Origin of the sequence: Streptomyces cyaneofuscatus (genome assembly GCF_000718135.1) — a bacterium.
Lineage (GTDB): Bacteria > Actinomycetota > Actinomycetes > Streptomycetales > Streptomycetaceae > Streptomyces > Streptomyces cyaneofuscatus.
Map to the genome: position 1 here is coordinate 340,695 of NZ_JOEM01000001.1, position 16,874 is coordinate 357,568.

The 16,874-nt window shown below is 71.5% G+C and carries 16 protein-coding genes and 1 pseudogene; 6 read left to right on the forward strand and 11 right to left on the reverse strand.

From position 1 onward, the window contains the following. Nucleotides 1-240: 240 nt before the first annotated feature. Nucleotides 241-1,563, reverse strand: a complete 1,323-nt coding sequence (phoH2, locus tag IF17_RS0101625; RefSeq protein ID WP_030561348.1) for an RNA 5'-3' helicase PhoH2 — start codon at nucleotides 1,561-1,563, stop codon at nucleotides 241-243. Nucleotides 1,564-1,964: 401 nt separating this feature from the next. Further along, nucleotides 1,965-2,726, reverse strand: a complete 762-nt coding sequence (locus IF17_RS0101630; RefSeq protein ID WP_030561350.1) for an isoprenyl transferase — start codon at nucleotides 2,724-2,726, stop codon at nucleotides 1,965-1,967. Nucleotides 2,727-2,948: 222 nt separating this feature from the next. Here IF17_RS0101630 and mgrA point away from each other — a divergent pair, with 222 nt between their 5' ends. After that, a complete protein-coding gene (gene mgrA / locus IF17_RS0101635; protein WP_030561353.1) occupies nucleotides 2,949-3,998 on the forward strand; it encodes an L-glyceraldehyde 3-phosphate reductase in 1,050 nt (349 codons plus the stop codon). Between the two features lie 388 nt (nucleotides 3,999-4,386). Further along, entirely contained in the window at nucleotides 4,387-5,640 is a 1,254-nt protein-coding gene (locus IF17_RS0101640; RefSeq protein ID WP_030561355.1) for a winged helix DNA-binding domain-containing protein, read from the forward strand. A 40-nt stretch (nucleotides 5,641-5,680) separates the two neighbouring features. Here the strand turns inward: IF17_RS0101640 and IF17_RS0101645 are convergent, their stop codons facing one another. The 3 genes from IF17_RS0101645 to IF17_RS0101655 all read right to left on the reverse strand — a co-directional run bounded on the left by IF17_RS0101645 (nucleotide 5,681) and on the right by IF17_RS0101655 (nucleotide 8,011). After that, complete coding sequence (locus IF17_RS0101645; protein WP_030561357.1) at nucleotides 5,681-6,142, reverse strand: hypothetical protein; 462 nt, start codon at nucleotides 6,140-6,142, stop codon at nucleotides 5,681-5,683. Between the two features lie 127 nt (nucleotides 6,143-6,269). Continuing rightward, nucleotides 6,270-7,097: a class I SAM-dependent methyltransferase gene (locus IF17_RS0101650; RefSeq protein ID WP_030561359.1), complete on the reverse strand. Its 828-nt coding sequence runs from the start codon at nucleotides 7,095-7,097 to the stop codon at nucleotides 6,270-6,272. A gap of 92 nt (nucleotides 7,098-7,189) precedes the next feature. Beyond that, nucleotides 7,190-8,011: a prepilin peptidase gene (locus IF17_RS0101655; RefSeq protein WP_030561360.1), complete on the reverse strand. Its 822-nt coding sequence runs from the start codon at nucleotides 8,009-8,011 to the stop codon at nucleotides 7,190-7,192. A 104-nt stretch (nucleotides 8,012-8,115) separates the two neighbouring features. Here IF17_RS0101655 and IF17_RS0101660 point away from each other — a divergent pair, with 104 nt between their 5' ends. After that, nucleotides 8,116-8,514: a DUF192 domain-containing protein gene (locus IF17_RS0101660; protein WP_030561362.1), complete on the forward strand. Its 399-nt coding sequence runs from the start codon at nucleotides 8,116-8,118 to the stop codon at nucleotides 8,512-8,514. A gap of 38 nt (nucleotides 8,515-8,552) precedes the next feature. Here IF17_RS0101660 and IF17_RS0101665 read toward each other — a convergent pair whose 3' ends face one another. The 3 genes from IF17_RS0101665 to IF17_RS0101675 form a co-directional block, all read right to left on the reverse strand. Continuing rightward, complete coding sequence (locus IF17_RS0101665; RefSeq protein WP_030561364.1) at nucleotides 8,553-9,752, reverse strand: glycosyltransferase family 39 protein; 1,200 nt, start codon at nucleotides 9,750-9,752, stop codon at nucleotides 8,553-8,555. Nucleotides 9,753-9,839: 87 nt separating this feature from the next. Next, complete coding sequence (locus IF17_RS0101670; RefSeq protein WP_106980139.1) at nucleotides 9,840-10,259, reverse strand: hypothetical protein; 420 nt, start codon at nucleotides 10,257-10,259, stop codon at nucleotides 9,840-9,842. 110 nt (nucleotides 10,260-10,369) lie between these two features. Then, entirely contained in the window at nucleotides 10,370-10,963 is a 594-nt protein-coding gene (locus tag IF17_RS0101675; RefSeq protein WP_030561368.1) for a hypothetical protein, read from the reverse strand. A 344-nt stretch (nucleotides 10,964-11,307) separates the two neighbouring features. Here IF17_RS0101675 and IF17_RS0101680 point away from each other — a divergent pair, with 344 nt between their 5' ends. Together IF17_RS0101680 and IF17_RS0101685 are read left to right on the forward strand one after the other, a co-directional pair. After that, complete coding sequence (locus IF17_RS0101680; RefSeq protein WP_030561370.1) at nucleotides 11,308-13,314, forward strand: hypothetical protein; 2,007 nt, start codon at nucleotides 11,308-11,310, stop codon at nucleotides 13,312-13,314. 6 nt (nucleotides 13,315-13,320) lie between these two features. After that, a complete protein-coding gene (locus IF17_RS0101685; protein WP_030561372.1) occupies nucleotides 13,321-13,929 on the forward strand; it encodes a hypothetical protein in 609 nt (202 codons plus the stop codon). A gap of 373 nt (nucleotides 13,930-14,302) precedes the next feature. Here the strand turns inward: IF17_RS0101685 and IF17_RS01000000136070 are convergent. The 3 genes and pseudogenes from IF17_RS01000000136070 to IF17_RS1000000140090 form a co-directional block, all read right to left on the reverse strand. Further along, nucleotides 14,303-14,778 (reverse strand): annotated as a pseudogene (locus IF17_RS01000000136070) (transposase); the annotation flags it as partial. A gap of 121 nt (nucleotides 14,779-14,899) precedes the next feature. Next, nucleotides 14,900-15,952 carry a Gfo/Idh/MocA family protein gene (locus IF17_RS0101695; protein ID WP_030561374.1) on the reverse strand — a complete coding sequence of 351 codons (1,053 nt, stop codon included), beginning with the start codon at nucleotides 15,950-15,952 and terminating at the stop codon, nucleotides 14,900-14,902. 265 nt (nucleotides 15,953-16,217) lie between these two features. Next, the gene (locus IF17_RS1000000140090) at nucleotides 16,218-16,343 is read right to left on the reverse strand and encodes a hypothetical protein (protein ID WP_272933175.1); all 126 of its coding nucleotides are present in this window, start codon (nucleotides 16,341-16,343) and stop codon (nucleotides 16,218-16,220) included. Nucleotides 16,344-16,530: 187 nt separating this feature from the next. On the opposite strand from IF17_RS1000000140090, the gene IF17_RS01000000136075 reads away from it, so the two are divergent. Continuing rightward, nucleotides 16,531-16,746 (forward strand): hypothetical protein, encoded by a 216-nt coding sequence (locus tag IF17_RS01000000136075; protein ID WP_051883846.1) that lies wholly within the window; start codon nucleotides 16,531-16,533, stop codon nucleotides 16,744-16,746. Nucleotides 16,747-16,874: the final 128 nt, after the last annotated feature.

The following is a 16,874-nucleotide window of genomic DNA, read 5'->3' on the forward strand; positions in this document are numbered from 1 at the left end:
TACGACGGTTACGTGTGGAGTTGTGTGGTGCGTGGCGCCTCTGGAGGTGCCCAAGTGTCGTATGCGGGGCCTGACGGAAGCAAGACTCTGCCGGACGGGGATGCCAGGGGGCAATTCTGTGTTGCGTGGGAAAGGTCACACCCCGTTTGGGCCATCCGTTTTACGGAAATGACGGCGCAACACGATGCCGCCCGGCTAAGCTCTTTGGCTCGCCGGGCGGCACGAACAAGGACATGCAGGTCAGATGTGGCCTTCCTCCAGCATTTCGGTCACCAGTGCGGCGATCTGGGAACGCTCCGAACGCGTGAGCGTCACATGGGCGAAGAGCGGATGACCCTTCAGCTTCTCGACCACGGCGACGACTCCGTCGTACCGGCCGACCCGGAGGTTGTCCCGCTGGGCCACGTCATGGGTGAGCACCACACGGGAATTCGCCCCGATCCGGGACAACACGGTCAGCAGGACGTTCCGTTCGAGGGACTGCGCCTCGTCCACGATCACGAACGCGTCGTGGAGCGAGCGGCCGCGGATGTGGGTGAGCGGCAGGACCTCCAGCATCCCGCGCCCCAGCACCTCCTCGATGACCTCGCGCCCGGCGACCGCCGAGAGCGTGTCGAAGACCGCCTGCGCCCAGGGGCTCATCTTCTCGGCCTCGCTGCCGGGGAGGTAGCCGAGCTCCTGGCCGCCCACCGCGTACAGCGGGCGGAAGACCATCACCTTCTTGTGCTGCTGCCGCTCCAGCACCGCCTCGAGACCGGCGCAGAGCGCGAGCGCCGACTTGCCGGTGCCGGCCCGGCCGCCCAGCGAGACGATGCCGACGTCCGGGTCGAGCAGCAGGTCGAGGGCGATCCGCTGCTCGGCGCTGCGGCCGTGGATGCCGAAGGCCTCCCGGTCGCCCCGCACGAGCCGCACATTGCCTTCGGCGGTCACCCGGCCGAGCGCCTTGCCGCGCTCGGACTGGAGGACCAGCCCGGTGTGGACGGGCAGCTCGGCGGCCTCGGGGACGTACAGCGTCTCCTCGGTGAAGAGCAGGTCGACCTGCTCCCCCGAGAGGGACAGCTCGGTCATCCCGGTCCAGCCGGAGTCGGTGATGGCGAGCTCGGCGCGGTACTCCTCGGCGAGGAGGCCGACCGAGGAGGCCTTGATCCGCAGGGGCAGGTCCTTGGAGACGACCGTGACGTCGTACCCCTCCGCCTGGAGGTTGCGCGCGACCGCGAGAATCCGTGAGTCGTTGTCCCCCAGCCGGTATCCGGCGGGCAGGACTCCGGGGTCGGAGTGGTTGAGCTCGACGCGGAGCGTCCCGCCCAGATCCCCGAGCGGGATCGGGGCGTCCAGCCGGCCGTACCGGATCCGGAAGTCGTCCAGCAGGCGCAGGGCCTGCCGGGCGAAGTATCCGAGCTCCGGATGGTGCCGTTTGGCCTCCAGCTCCGTGACCACCACGATCGGCAGCACGACTTCGTGCTCGTCGAAGCGGGCCATGGCTCCGGGATCGGCCAGCAGGACGCTGGTGTCGAGAACGTATGTGCGCCTGTCGGGCATGCGGCGCTTGCTACTGGTCACCACGGAAGGACGTACCCCCTCGGACGAGGTCGGGGAGTGCGACGAACGGTCGCTGGGCTTCCCGAAGGGAGAGGACGGACCGGGATCGGGCCCCTGTGCGCGGGCCGGACCACGGCCTCCGCGTCGGCCGCAGGCTGACTGCGTCTACGGTCCTTCGTGTGCAAAGGGCCTCCCGGGCGAGCGGACTGGGTGCCGCTCACTTGGATGCGACATCCGCCTGGTTGGTGACCGGATGTCGACCTGTCAGGGGTATTCCCTGTTCGGCCCGAAGCCATGCCGCTGCATATGACACGGTGTGGAGAAGTCCCGGTGGACGCGCGATGACGCCTCCATACGCGCCCCTGCATGCGCGATGACTCCCCTATATGGAGGAGTCATCGGGCCGTACGGGTGAAGGGGGCCGTTCAGGCCCCGTAGCGCCGGTGGCGGGCGGCGTAGTCGCGCAGCGCCCGCAGGAAGTCGACCTTGCGGAAGGCCGGCCAGAAGACCTCGCAGAAGTAGTACTCCGAATGGGCGCTCTGCCAGAGCATGAAGCCCGACAGGCGCTGCTCGCCGCTCGTCCGGATCACCAGGTCGGGGTCGGGCTGGCCGCGGGTGTAGAGGTGCTCGGAGATCAGGTCGGTGGAGACGATCTCGGCCAGTTCCTCGAAGGTCGTGCCCCGCTCCGAGTGCTCCAGGAGCAGCGAGCGCACGGCGTCCGCGATCTCCTGGCGGCCGCCGTAGCCGACAGCGACGTTGACGATTATCCCGTCGACATGGGACGTCGACTGCTCGGCCTCCTTGAGCACCGTCTGGGTCTCGGCGGGCAGCAGGTCGAGGGTGCCGACGTGGTGGACGCGCCACCGGCCGTCGGCGGCGAGGTTGCGCACGGTGTTCTCGATGATGCCCAGGAGCGGCTTGAGCTCGTGCTCGGGCCGGTCGAAGTTGTCCGTGGAGAGCATCCAGAGGGTGACGACCTCGACATCGGTCTCGCTGCACCAGCCGAGCAGCTCGGAGATCTTGTCCGCGCCCGCCTGGTGGCCCTGCACGGCCGAGCCGCCGGACGCCTTCGCCCACCGGCGGTTGCCGTCGAGGATGACCCCGATGTGCTTCGGCACCTGGTCATGGTCCAGGCGGCCTTCCACCCGGCGCGCGTAGAGCCTGTACACCAGGTCGCGGAAGTTCACTGAGTTCACCCTCTCGGTTCCGTACGGGCCCGGGGCCCGCCCTCCCCGTCGCCGGGGGTCGTCCGGGGTCAGCCCCCGCAGGGGAAACGCCGCGCGGTCCGCACGGACCCGCGCGGGTATGAGCCGCGCCGCACGTCGGCTTTCCCCGAAGCCGCCACATTACTGCGATCGGGTCACGGGGGCCCAACCCGGTCTGTCACAACTCCGTGATAAGGAGGGAAAGTGACTGATTACCTCTCCCCCGACCTCCTCTACCGCGCTGCCGACACGCGCTACGACACCATGGAATACCGCCGCACCGGCCGCAGCGGGCTCAAGCTGCCCGCCCTCTCGCTGGGCCTGTGGCACAACTTCGGTGACGACCGTTCGCTGGACTCCCAGCGGGCGATCCTGCGCCGCGCCTTCGATCTCGGGGTCACCCACTTCGACCTGGCCAACAACTACGGGCCGCCGCCCGGCTCGGCCGAGCTGAACTTCGGCAGGCTGTTCGCGCAGGATTTCGCCCCGTACCGGGACGAGCTGGTCGTCTCCACCAAGGCCGGCTACCTGATGCGCCCCGGCCCGTACGGCGAGTGGGGCTCGCGGAAGTATCTGCTGTCCTCGCTCGACGCCTCGCTGAAGCGGATGGGCCTGGAGTACGTCGACATCTTCTACTCGCACCGCTTCGACCCGCACACCCCGCTGGAGGAGACGATGGGCGCGCTGGCGTCCGCCGTCCAGCAGGGCAAGGCGCTGTACGTCGGCGTCTCCTCGTACAACGCGGAGCAGACGGCGCAGGCGGCCCGGCTGCTGAAGGAGATGGGCGTCCCGGCCCTCATCCACCAGCCGTCCTACTCCATGATCAACCGCTGGATCGAGGACGACGGCCTGCTCGACACCCTGGAGACGGCCGGGATGGGCTGCATCTCCTTCGTGCCGCTCGCGCAGGGGCTCCTCACGAACAAGTACCTGAAGGGCATCCCGGAGGGCTCGCGCGCCACCCAGGGCAAGTCGCTGGACCCGGGCCTGCTCTCGGACGAGGTCCTGCGCCGGCTGCGCGGCCTGAACGACATCGCGCAGGGCCGCGGCCAGTCGCTCGCCCAGCTGGCCATCGCGTGGGTGCTCCGCGACAGCCGTATGACGTCGGCGCTGATCGGCGCGTCGAGCGTGAAGCAGTTGGAGGAGAACGTGGCGGCGCTGGCCGGACCGGCGCTGACGGCCGCGGAGCTGAAGGAGATCGACGCCTTCGCCGTGGACACCGAGGGCACCAACATCTGGGCGGGACGCGGCTGACGTCTGGACGCGGCTGACGTCTGGACGCGGCTGACGTCTGGACGCAGCTGACGTCTGGACGCGGCTGACGGTCGGTCGCGCGGGGGTCGGCGGGGCCCCGCCCTGGTCCGGGCAGAAAAAACGGGCCGGTCCGTGGGGGGGGATACGGACCGGCCCGAGGGGGGGTTTCCACCATAACCCTTCGTAAGTCCCGGCGCGTGCCGCGCCACTCCACAACTACGCTCCGGATACGCCGGACTCCGTAACGGGCCAGGAGGAGACCCGTCGGACGGGGCTTCCGGGCCGGGATTCGTCCCCGGTATCGAGGGGGTGCGGAACGGCGCGGGCTTGACGCCGAGTGGACCCCTTGAGGACCGAAGTTGGCCTGAAGGCGTTCTAGGTTCGTGCCATGACGACCCGCGCCCGTGGATACGCGACCGTGACCTGGCCCGAGGCGAACGCCCGGAGGCTGGCCCGCCAGCACCTGTCGGGCCCGGTGCCCGGCCTCTCCCCCGCCGACGCGGTCGGCGCGATGCTCGGTACGCACGCCCAGGTGCTGTCGGCGGCCGAGCTCTCGGTGGGGCTGCGCGGCGCGGGCCTGACGCGGACGGATGTGCGTACCGCCCTGTGGACCGAGGACGCGGCCCGGCGGACCCTGGTCAAGACGTTCGGGCCGCGCGGCACGGTCCACCTCCTGCCGGCGGCGGACCTGCCGCTGTGGACCGGCGCGCTCTCCGCCCTACCGACGGGCCCGAACCCGTTCCCCAAGGACGCCCGGATGACCCCGGAGCAGGTGGAGGAGGTCGTGGCCGCGATCGGGGCGGCGCTGACCGGGGCGGAGCTCACGGTCGACGAGCTCTCCGAGGAGGTCGTCGCCCGGACCGGGCCGTGGGCCGGGGACCTGGTGATGCCCGGCTTCCAGGAGATGTGGCCGCGCTGGCGGCAGGTCCTTCACCTGGCGGGACACCGGGGCGTGCTGGCCTACGCCCCGAACCGGGGCCGCCGGGCGACCTACACGAACCCCGGGTACACCCCGCTGCCCGGGCCGGAGGCGCAGGCGGAGCTGGTGAAGCGGTACCTGTACGCGTACGGTCCGGCCACCCCGGCCCACTTCGCCCGGTGGCTCGCCGCGCCGAAGCGGTGGGCGGAGGGGCTGTTCGCCTCGCTGGCCGGTGCGGGGTCGGGCTCCGATCCCAGTTCCGGCTCCGGTTCCGGCTCCGGTTCCGGCTCCGGCTCCGGTTCCGGGGCGATCGAGGAGGTGGCGTTCGAGGACGCCGGGCCCGCCTGGGTGGTGGCGGGCGACACGGACTTCCCGGCCGGTCCTGTACGGGGGGTGCGACTGCTCCCCTACTTCGACGCGTTCGCCATCGCCTCGCAGCCCCGCGAGCGGCTCTTCCCCGGCCGGGCCTTCGAGCGGGCGCTCGGGGGCGGGCAGGCGGGGAACTACCCGGTGCTGCTGGTGGACGGCGCGGTCGCGGGCGTCTGGCACCAGCGCCGTTCGGGGAAGCGGATCACGGTGACGGTGGAGCCGCTGGAGTCGTCGGAGCCCTTGTCGGCGGGGCGGCTGCGGGAGTTGGAGGACGAGGTGGAGCGGGTGGGCGCGATCATGGAGGGGCGGGCGGAGCTGACGGTGGGGGCAGTGTCGGTGGGGCCGCACGCGTAGGGGGCGGGGGCTTTCGGCGGGGCGCCTCGACGGGGCGCCCTCAGTGCGGGTGGAAGCGGACCGCCAGGGTGTCCCCCGCCGCGACCACGAAGTCGCCTTCCTGGCAGCGGATCACCGCCTCATGGACCTCGCCGCACCCGTCCCTGCGCTCCAGCGTGCCGACGACCGTCCAGCCACCCTCGTACGGCACCGGCGGCAGCTGCGTCAGCGGGGCGTGCTGCCACTGGTTCGCCGGTACGCACCAGTCGGGCAGCAGCGGCCAGGCGCCCGGGGTGACGCATAACGTCCAGTCGGAGGTGCAGGTCAGCAGGACGGACTCGCCCCGGTCGATCACGAACTCCACGGCCTCCGGCTCGCCCGCGCGCCCCTCGGGCCGGTAGAAGACCCCCTGCACGGCGGTGATCCGGGAACCCGTGAGCCAGTCGGAGTTGCCGCTCCGGGGGCTCCGAGGACTCCGGGGGCGCCCGACCGGGCCGCCGTACTCTTCCCTCTCCACCGTCATGGCCACTCCCCGTCTCCCTCGCTGGGCCTGCTCCCACCGTGTAGGACGGCGGCTCGCACGATCGCGTTGCCTGGCGGGCAAGGCTGAACTGGCGTCCGGCGTCAGCAGGTTGACACTCGTTGATACGTCACAGGGGCTTACGGGCCTCAATCAGGAAGCGGGTGGTGTGGGCGAGGAACGGCCCTTCCTCCTCGATCTTCCGGTGGAGTGCGGCCAGTTGGGGCCGGTACCGCTCGACGGTGAATCCGGGCACCATCCAGATCACCTTGCGGAGGAAGTAGACCACCGCGCCGATGTCGAAGAACTCGGTGCGCAGCCGCTCCAGGCGCACGTCGACGACCTCAAGACCGGCCGCCTCGGCGGCGGCGCGCGCGTCCTCGGGGTCGCGGCCGCGGCGCACCTCGGGCGGCTGCGGGCCGAGGAAGAACTCGACGAGCTCGAAGACGCTCGCCGGGCCGACCTGCTGCGAGAAGTACGTACCGCCGGGGGCGAGCACCCGGGCGATCTCCTCCCACCAGGTGGTCACCGGATGCCGGCTGACCACCAGGTCGAAGGCCGCGTCCCCGAAGGGCAGCGGCGGCTCGTCCGCGTCCGCGACGACGACGGCGCCGAGGGGGTGCAGGAGCGCGGTGGCGCGGGCGATGTTCGGCGGCCAGGACTCGGTGGCCACGGTGACCGGCGGGAGCTTCGGCGCGGCGGCGAGCACCTCGCCGCCGCCGGTCTGGATGTCGAGCGCGGCACGGGCCTCACCGAGCCGGCCGGCCATGGCGCGGGCGTACCCCCAGGAGGGGCGCTGCTCGGTGGCCCGGCCCTCCAGCCAGGAGAAGTCCCATCCGTCCACGGAGACGGAGTCGGCCTCGGCGACGAGGGCCTCGAACCGGTCGCGGGAGGCGGCGGAGGAGAAGGCCGGTACGGAGTGCGGGGGCGGAGGGGGCGGAGGGGACTGTTCGGACATACGGGGATCGTGTCAGGCCGGGGGCGGGTGGCGCGAATGGATTCCGGGACGTACGGGTGGTTCACCTGCCGGGCCCGGTCCCGGTCCCGGGCTCAGGCCGCCAGGGCTCCCAGCAGCACACCGACCAGCGCCCCCGCGATCATGAACGGGCCGAACGGGATGCCGGTCTTGCGCCCCGCGCGCCGGAGCAGGACGAGCCCGAGTCCGTACGCCGCGCCGAACAGGAACCCGGCGAACCCGCCCAGGAACAGCACCTCCCAGCCGTACCAGCCGAGGGCGACGCCCAGGGCGAGGGCCAGCTTCACGTCGCCGAAGCCCATGCCGTTCGGGTTGATGAGGAAGAGCAGGAGGTAGAAGCCGCCGAGCACCAGCCCGCCGAGGAGCCCGGAGGCCCAGGATCCGGCGTGTCCGGGGAGCAGGGCGGCCCCGCCGAGGAGGAGGACGGCCGCAGCGGCCAGGGGAAGGGTGAGCGGGTCGGGCAGCCGGTGGACGCGGCGGTCGACGGTGGCGAGGAGGACGGCGGGCGGGGCGAGGAGCAGCCACGCGGCAAGCTCGGGCCGGGGCCCCGTGGCGGCGGCAAGCGTGACGCAGGCGAGGGCGGTGATGAGGGGAGCGAGGGCGCCGGGGGCGTAGGCGTACGGGAGGGGGGCGGGGGGCTCCGTTTCCTCCCCGTACGCCACAGGGGCTTCCGCCTCGTCTCCGTACCGTACGGAGGTCTGTACGCGGGATGCGCAAGGCGTACAGCGGGCCCGGCCCCACCAGCCGCCGAGCGGGCCCGTGAACGCGTGCCCGGCGGGGCAGGCGGTGCGCCAGGGCTCCTCGGGTTGGACGGCGAACCGGTACGCGGCGCGCGGGATCAGCAGTCCGGTGGCACCACCCCAGACAGCGGCGACGGCGAGCAGCACGAGGTCCACGCCACGACCCTAATCGGCCGCGCGGACAAGGGGCTTGGGTCCTGGGGCCCACTCCTCACCGTTCGGGACCCAGGGGTGGGCTCCGGGGGTTACGGTCGGTGCCCATGAGGACTTGGCGTGATGGCGACGGGACGCTGACGGTCGGCGGGGACGCGGGGGCCCGGGAGGTGCCGCTGCGGATAGCGGCCTCGTACCGGTCCCGTACGCGCGGGCTGCTGGGGCGGGACGGGATCGAGGGGGCGTTGCTGCTCACGCCGGCCGGGAGCGTGCACACCTTCCGGATGCGGTTCGCCATCGACGTGGCGTACCTGGACCGGAAGTTCACCGTGCTGGCGGTCCGCACGATGGAGCCCGGCCGCCTCGGTCTGCCCCGGCTGCGGTCCCGCCATGTGGTGGAGGCGGAGGCGGGGGCGATGGAGCGGTGGGGGGTGCGGCCGGGCGTCCGCTTGGAGCTGCGGGCGCTGGGCACATCCTGGGGGAAGCCCGCGCCCGGCGCCCCGTAGTGCGTGCGCCCGGTGCCCCCGTAAGGACTGCGGAGGGCTTACGGAGGGCCCGCGCCGAGCAGCGTCCAGGCTCCGTAGGCCGCCGAGGCGCAGGCCAGTGCGGCGATGACGGCGGCCGTGCGTCCCGTGCTCCGCAGCCGTACGAGGGCGGCGGCGGGCGGGAGGAGCAGCGGGAACGCGGGCATCATCAGGCGGGGCCGGGAGCCGAAGTACCCGGCCCCGATCAGCGAGATGACGACGATCGCGATGCCGTAGACGAGGAGGGGCAACGGCTGCCGCTGCCGTACGCAGAGCACCACCAACCAGCCGAGCAGCCCGAGCGCCGCGCAGAGCCCGAGGGCGGCGGGCAGCGGCAGCCCGGCGATGAAGGCGGCGAGCGCGCGGCCGCCGTCGATGCTGTTGCCCCACTGCGCCTGGACGTCGAAGTACGCGAACGGGCCGCCCTCACGCACGGCGACGAACACCACGTACGCCAGCCAGCCCAGCGGGGCGAGCGCCACCCCGGTGATCATGCGGGCGTTGCGGCGGAGCACCGGCCCGAGGCGGCTGTCGGCACGGAACTCCCGTACGAACGTGACCCCGGCCGTGATCGCCAGGGCCGCGATGAGGGCGGCGGCGGAGGGCCGGGTGAGCCCCGCCAGGACGCAGAGGGCGCCCGCCACCAGCCAGCGGTCCTTGAGGACGGCGTACAGCGCCCAGGCGGCCAGGGCGGTGAAGAGCGTCTCCGTGTACGCCATCGACTGGACGAACGCCGTCGGGTACACGCCCCACAGTGCGGCCAGCACCACCCCCGTACGCCGCCCGTACAGCTCCGCCCCGACCGCGAAGATGCCCCAGGCGGCGAGCAGCCCGGCCGTCCAGGCGACCAGGAGACCGGCGCCGCCGAGGGTGAGCGGGGTCACCTCGGAGATCCCGCGCTCCAGGGCCGGGAGGAGGGGGAAGAAGGCCAGGTCGGAGTGGAGTGCGCCGTCGGGGAGGGTGACGGTGTAGCCGTAGCCGTTCTCGGCGATGCGCTGGTACCAGACGGAGTCCCAGCGCCCGGTGAGCCGCGCGAGGGGGTCCTTGCCGGAGGCTTGGGCGGCCGCCCAGAGCCCCAGGAGCCCCAGGGCCCGGACGGCGGCGTAGACCGCGAGCGCGGGAGCGGCGGCCCGGAGTGCGGCGGCCGTGCGGGGGCCGGGGTCGCGGGGGTGCGGGACCGGGGCGCCGGGCATCCGGGTACGGAGCTGGTGATCGGACATATTGCCGATTATCTCCTCCGGGCCGGGCGGTCCCGACCTCCGTACCCCGGTGGCGGTCGGGTCGGCCGTACCTCGGTGGCAGTCGGGTCAGCCGATCGCCGGGCGGAGGGCCGGGCGGGTGCCGAGGCCGTGGCCGACGAGCGGGGCGACCGTGCGGATCAGCTTCAGCTGGGTGGACCGTAAGACACGTACGGTCGTCTCGTCGGACCAGCCGGTCGTGGTGGACCACTCGTAGCCCGAGCCGACCACATCGCTCGCGAAGGCCAGCTCGGTGGCGAGGAGCGCCCGTGCCCAGTCCATCGGCTCCAGCGCCTCCCGGGCGATCAGGGCGGCCCGGATCCGGAGCGACCGGTAGTGGAGATCCTCCGTACCGTCGAAGCCCATGGCCACGGCGAACTCCTCCGTGGAGCGCGCCGGGCCGCACCACTCGATCAGGCCCAGTTGCAGGAGCCGGGACTCCTCGTCGGTCAGCGTCAGTTGCTCCGCCGTCTGCACGTCTGCCGTCACCTTCCTCGATCGATTTCCTTGATCGGTTACGACGGCAGACGCTAACTCCTGCCACCGGTAGGCGTCTTGGGTCCGAGGACCCATGCCCGGGGCACATGCGGCCGCCACGCTCACAGGCTGGGGACCGCGCTCCCGAACACCTTCCAGGGTGAGATCGCGACGGAGTCCATCACGGTCAACAGCGGGTGCCGGTGGGCGATTTCCTCCCGTACGGCGACGGCGTCCGGCCAGGAGTCGAGGGGCGCCGAGCCCTCGATGACGACCCCGTCCCAGTCGGTGCCGGCCGTCGCGCCGCTCCGGTCGACGACGAAGCCGATGCAGAGCACGGAGGCCCGGCCGACGGTCCGCCGGATGGCGCTCACCGCCCGCTCCCGCTCCACCGGCGGCAGCTCTCCCACGGAGAACTCGACGGCGACGACACCGCCGCGCGCACGCCGTATGCGTACGAGGAGGTCGGGACCCCCGTCCATCCACAGCCGGAAGCCGACCTCCTGGAGCCTTTGCAGACCGGAAAGGGAGAGAAGCTGCTCGCGCGTCACCGGCGAACGGGCGCCGGACGAGGGGTGGTCCAGGCTGACGAGCACGGCCCGCCCGGTCACCGGATGTCCCGGGCGAAGCCCTTCCACCTCCAGGTCACCCAGGAGCGTTGCAGCATCCAGCCGAGTCCAGCCCAGGTGGTACGAGTGGAAGAACCCGGTACTCATCGACGCCCCCACCCCCATCCGATCCCCTCCACCCTCATCACGACATGAATCTAATAATTCGCGTGCGCAAATTCAAGAGGAGGGGGTCACCGGCACCTCCGAGCGTACCGAGCAGCTGGCGGGTGCGGCGTGGGCCCACGGACCCACGGGCGGCCCAAAGAGCGAGGCGGGAGGCGGCACCCTGCCGGCTTGGGCCCGACTTTGGGGCCGGGGACCCGCGCCGGGGACGTGTGCCGGCCTTACGCTCACGGCCGACAGGCAGCCCACGCGGCCTTCCAGGCCGCCGAGTTGCGGGTTCGGAGAGAGGGTGCACCGTGAACGGTGGCGGTGACGGGGGCGGGGGCATGGGAGACAGGGGCGCGGGCCACATACCGCCAGGACGCCGGGGTGCAGGGGGCTCCGGCGCCCTGGCAGGCACCGAACCGGGCGGCCGTTTCTTCGCGTTGACCCGCAGCTGGGCGACGGGCGCGCTGGTGTATCTCGGCGCCGGATTCCTGACGAGCCGGGTGCTGCTCGAACTACTGGGCAGCGAGGCGCGGTTGGAGTCGTTCGGGTGGCGGCTGCCCCTGCTGCACATCCCCGCGCTCGCCGTCACCCTGCTCACCGTCCTGGCCGCCGCCCGCATGCTCCCCGACGAGCACCGCGACTCCCGCGCCCTCTACCTGCTCGCCGCACTGGCCGTACCGCTGGCCGGTCTGGCGTACGGCTTCGCGGTCTCGTGGGAGGCCGTGGGGATCGAGGGCGTCCTGATGCCCGTGGTGGCGCTGGCCACGGGCGCGGCGTCGGGCCTGGCCGTCGACCGGCTCCTGGAGGAGCGCGCCACCCGGCCCGCTCCCCCGCCGACGTACTCGTACAACTGGCGTGACAGCGGCGCCACGGCGACGGAGTACCTGGGCGTCGTGGTCCTCGTCGTGACGCTGGTCGGCGCGATGGCGATGGCGGGGGTGGGCGGGCAGATCGGGGAACGTATCCGCTGCGCGATCAGCGCGATGGCTGCGGGCGGGGGCGGCGGGTCGTGCGCCACGGGCGGCGGGGACGCTGAGGCGCAGCCGAAGACGGACGCCGACTACGAGCCGAAGATGTGCCAGATCTCGTCCGTCTCGGACAAGGCGGGCGGCAAGGTGAAGATCGGCTGGTTCGAGTGGGGCGAGGAGTACGGCTTCCAGCAGAAGGTCTCCCAGGCCAACACCGACGTCAACGGGGACGGCAAGGTCGACGGGAACGACAAGGTCGTCTCCATGACGTTCACCGACGCGGCCTCCGCCGGGGTCACGGCCAGTACGCCGGGCGCGAAGCTGGGGAAGCTCGGCAAGGCGGACATCGACATCGGCGGCGGCATCAAGATCACCAACGGTGACACCTGGATCTTCGCGAGCGAGGAAGAGGCGCAGAAGATGCGGGACGACATCGAGGAGATGAAGATGTGGGAGACCGCCACCAAGCACGGCGGCGGGTACGGGGGCAACTGGTACTCCGGCATGAAGTGGGCGGAGAAGAAGGAAGACATCGAGCGGAAGATCGGCGACAAGAAGATCTCGTACTCGACGGTCGCCCTCAACGCCTATGCCGACGGCGGTCTTTCGGTGAAGGGCGGCGACGAGGACGAACTCGGCGCCAAGCTCGGCGGCAAGGCCACGTTCTCGCCCGAGGTGACGATCACCAAGGACGACGTGAGCGGCAACGAGTCCTACACGTACACCGCCAAGCTCGAACTGGAAGGCAAGCTCAGCGGAAACACGGGCCCGGTCAAGGGCACGCTGAGCGGCAAGCAGAACCGCACCGGCGCCATCACCGTCACCCGCGACCAGAAGACCGGGAAGATCGTCCGCATCGACATGACGCAGACGGTGGAGACCGGCTCGCCCTCGGGCAAGGTCGAAGTGGGCGGCGACAACGGCGAGACGGGGGCCGACAAGCGCGGGGGCAAGGGCAGCGTGTCGGACCCCTCGGGCGAGAGCGGCATCGACGTGGTGACCAACTCGATCGTGTTCGGCAAGGAGACCGACGCGGCCACGGAGGCGAAGCGGGCGGTGGCCGAACAGTGGCTGGACGGCTCCGGCAACAACACGGCCCCCTTCGCCTACCTCTTCGGCGACCGAGGCATGGAGACACGCCCGACGGGCAACGACCCTTTCGAGCAGCTCATGTTCGAGGACGGCCTGTCCAGCACGATGCGCTACCTCGGGGAGACGGACGCGCAGGAGTTCGGCTTCGAGATCTCGCTCGGGATGAGCCTCGGGTTCTCGCTCTCCGACGAACAGAAGAAGGAGACGCTGACGGACGCGCGGTTCCTGGGGGCGCCGCGGGGTGACGGCCGCACGTATCTTCCGTACAGCTACTGCGCGAACTGACGAGGGATGACGATGACGAAGAGGTCCCACGCAAGAAGCAGGCGGGCCGCGGCGACCGCCCTGGGCCTGTCCCTCCTCCTGGCACTGGCCGGCTGCGGCGACGACACCACCACCGACGGCAAGGCCTCGATCCCCGAGGGCTGGTCCACGCTGGACACGGACAGCCTGAGCGTCGGCTACCCGAAGGACCAGGGGTACGCGGAGCAGCCGGCGGCCGAGCGGAGCAGGAGCAACGCGGCGGTGGCGCTGAAGGTGGAGGACGGCATCCGCACGGGCATGGTCTCCGTCCAGCTGAACTTCGCCACGGGCGTGAGCGACGCGGCCGAGGCGGCGGCCGCGGCAGGCGCCGGAATCGGCCTGGGCTCCACCCGCAAGGCAACGGAGGACGTCCGCCTGGCAGGCCCTTCGACCGCCCGTGACGCCCGCCGCATCGACTACGACTTCACGGCCGACGGCAAGGAGGACACCCCGACCCGGGGGACCCCGATGACGGGGGTCCTGGTGGCGGGGGTGGACTCGGGGGGCGTGCCGTTCGTGGTGCGGCTGAACGCGGTGAAGGGGGCGGTGGACGGGGAGGATCTGGACGCCTTCGTGGGGACGATCACGGTGAAGTAGGGGGCGGTTGGGGGGCGGACCGGGGTCCGTTCAGGCGCTGCGGGGAGCACTGGGGGCGCTGGGGTGTCAGTGCCGCTACCGCTGTCCCACGGGGATCGTGTCCACCATCGAGGCGGTCGCGTACCCATATCGCCGTCGTACCGCCCGGATTGCTCGCCCGCGCGATCTGCGCGGTCGGAGAAGGGACTTGCTCACCGGATGGGCGGCGAAGGGACAACGGGCAACTCGACAGCTGCATCGGTCGGGCGGAACTGCCCGAGCATGCCCGTTGATCATGCTGCTGCACCGAGGAATTCCAAGATCCCCGACAGAGTCAAGCTGAGAGCGTGTTTCGTCCCGTCGTTTCATGCTGAATTGCTGTGGTGTGCATAGTTTATGCGTCCCGCCATGTTGGGGTGGACTCGGCGGTGAGTCTGCGGGTCATGAGGTTGATCATCGCAAGGTGGATCACGGCTTCGGGCCGGTGTGGGTGGGCTTCGTAGTCGCGGGCCAGGCGCCGGTGGTTCGTGAGCCATCCCAGAGTCCGCTCGACGGTCCAGCGGCGGGGCAGAACGGTGAAACCCCTGGTGGTGAGGTCGCGGCGGACGATGTGCATGTCGATGCCGAGGGTGGCGGCGTGCTCGACGAGGTGCTGGCGGTAGCCGCCGTCGACCCAGGCTTTGCGGATGGTGGGATGCTCGGCGGCGATCCGCTCGATGAGGGTTCGGCGGGCGGTCGAGCCCTGCACCTGGCCGCGGTGCCCAGTACGCCGAGGAGGAGTCCGACGGTGTCGATGACGATGCTCCGCTTGCGGCCGACGTTCTTCTTGCCCGCGTCGATGCCTTGCTCGGTGGCGGGGACGTTGGGCGATGCGCCGGAGGCAGGAACCAAGTCCGCCACGGACGCTTTGGCTCAGGTGCCCGGCTTGGCGGTCAGGAGGACGGCTCAGAGCCTGCCTGCTCCGGGGAGTTCGCGACGCGACCGGCGTCCGTCAACCCGAGACGTCCGGCACTCGCACCGGCCGCGAACCGTTCCTCAACGACTCCGCGCCTGCCACACCGACCAGTGACGCGGCCACCGCGGGCCGCACCGGGACCAGCGGCGGCTCCCCGTGCTCCACCGTGGCCCGGAATCCCTGGAGGACTCGCACCGTCCCCTCGGCCTGCCGCTCCACCGGACCCCCGTCCAGAGTGAGGGGTGGCGCGACCCGTTCCTCCTCGTGGGTGACGCCGTCGGACCGCGTCCAGCCCTCTGCCCGGACGCGGACGGACCAGGCCCGCTCGCCCAACGCGCGCACGGACTCGGCCAGTGCCCGGGTACCGCGGACGGACAGCCAGCTCCAGTGGCTCTCGGGCTCGCCCTGGAGGAAGCCGTGGCGGGTCACGGCCAGGGCGCCGGTGGACAGCCGGACGGTCATGACGACAGCCTGGCCCGGGTCTGCCTCGTGCGCTTGAAACGCGACCACCTCCAGCGGCCAGGCACCCGTGACGGCCAGCACCGGCGAGACAGTGTGCGTGCAATAGGCCGTCGCGGGGATGCGACCGCGCCAGCTGTCAGGGTCGCCGATCAGCGCGGCGACGTGCGCCGGTGACATACCGTGCAGGTAGTCGGCCTCGATCAGGCAGACCCGGCCGAGTTCTCCGGCCTCGACCGCCTGCTGGACCAGGCGGACGTGCGGGTGACAGACGTAGTTCTCGGCGAAGGAGTAAGTGGCGGTGGACCGCTCCGCCGCCGCGATAAGCAGCCTTCCCTCGTCCGCGTCCACGCAGGCCGCGCACTCGGACAGCACGTGCACGCCCCGCTCCAGGAACGCGATAGCCAGCGGCGCGTGCGCGTCGAAGTCGTTGGCCAGCACAACCCCGTCCAGGCGCAGGTCCAGCAGGTCCTCCCACCGGTCGGTGAGCACCGCTCCCGGCAGCTCCTCCCGCGCGGCCTTCCGCCGCGCGGCGTCCAGATCGCAGGCAGCCACCACATCCATGCCCACCCGACGGCACCAGCCCGCCAGGAACAGCCCCATCCTCAGCCCGATCACACCAACGCGCATACACGCATGATCCCCTGGCGCTTGCTGCCTATGGCAAGTCCTTTTCGTTTTCCGTCGCCCCCACAGCGCCGGATCGTGAGCCACAGTCCCGACACCCGTCATTCACCGGAGTCCAGATACATCGGATTTCAGAGGCGCCCCCAGGCTACGAGGCGAGCCCGACCGTTCCCGAGCAGCGCCACGGCGCTGCCGATGCCCTCGCCGCCGGCCGAGTTGCATGTGTCGGCATATCCGTACTCCACCCAACGCAGCGCGGCACGCTCGATCACCTGCTGGGTGGCCCGCCGGCCACCGCCTCCAGCACCTGGCGCCGGTTGTGCTCGGGCAGAGTGCCGTAGAGCAGCAGGGCCACCGGCTCGGGCGGCAGCGAGGCCATCACCCGTCTCACCACGGCCGCCCGCTCACCCGCAGCTCCCCGCGCTGAGCCCACTGGACCTCAGTGCGGGCAGGCGCGGTCCGTCTGCGCTACGGGTAGGGCTTCATCGCGTACACGGGGCCGCGCGGCGCAGGACACTCGGACGACAGACCCGAGGAGGGGCAGTGACCGCACACCCGACCACCACGACATCGCACCCCCGATGCGCACGCTCGCCGAGCTGCGCGACGCCCTGCGTATCTGGAAGATTCCGGGAGACCTCCAGGTGTTCGAGAGGGTGCTGGCGGACGCGGCCTTGGACGACCTGGCCCGCGTCCGCGAGATCACCCAGGCCTACCGGCACCGGGTCCTCCTGCGGTGCGACCCACAGGCGATGGCGGCCCATACCGGTTCGACGCCGACCTGGACGCCGCGTTGAACCCCCGGCTCATCGCCGGGCCCTGACCAGGCGTCTCATGGAAGCGACCCCCCGGCAGGCAATGCCGGGGGGTCGCTTCCGTGTGAGCGGTACGCAGCTTCGACGGGTGGTGCGTTCAAAACGGTGCC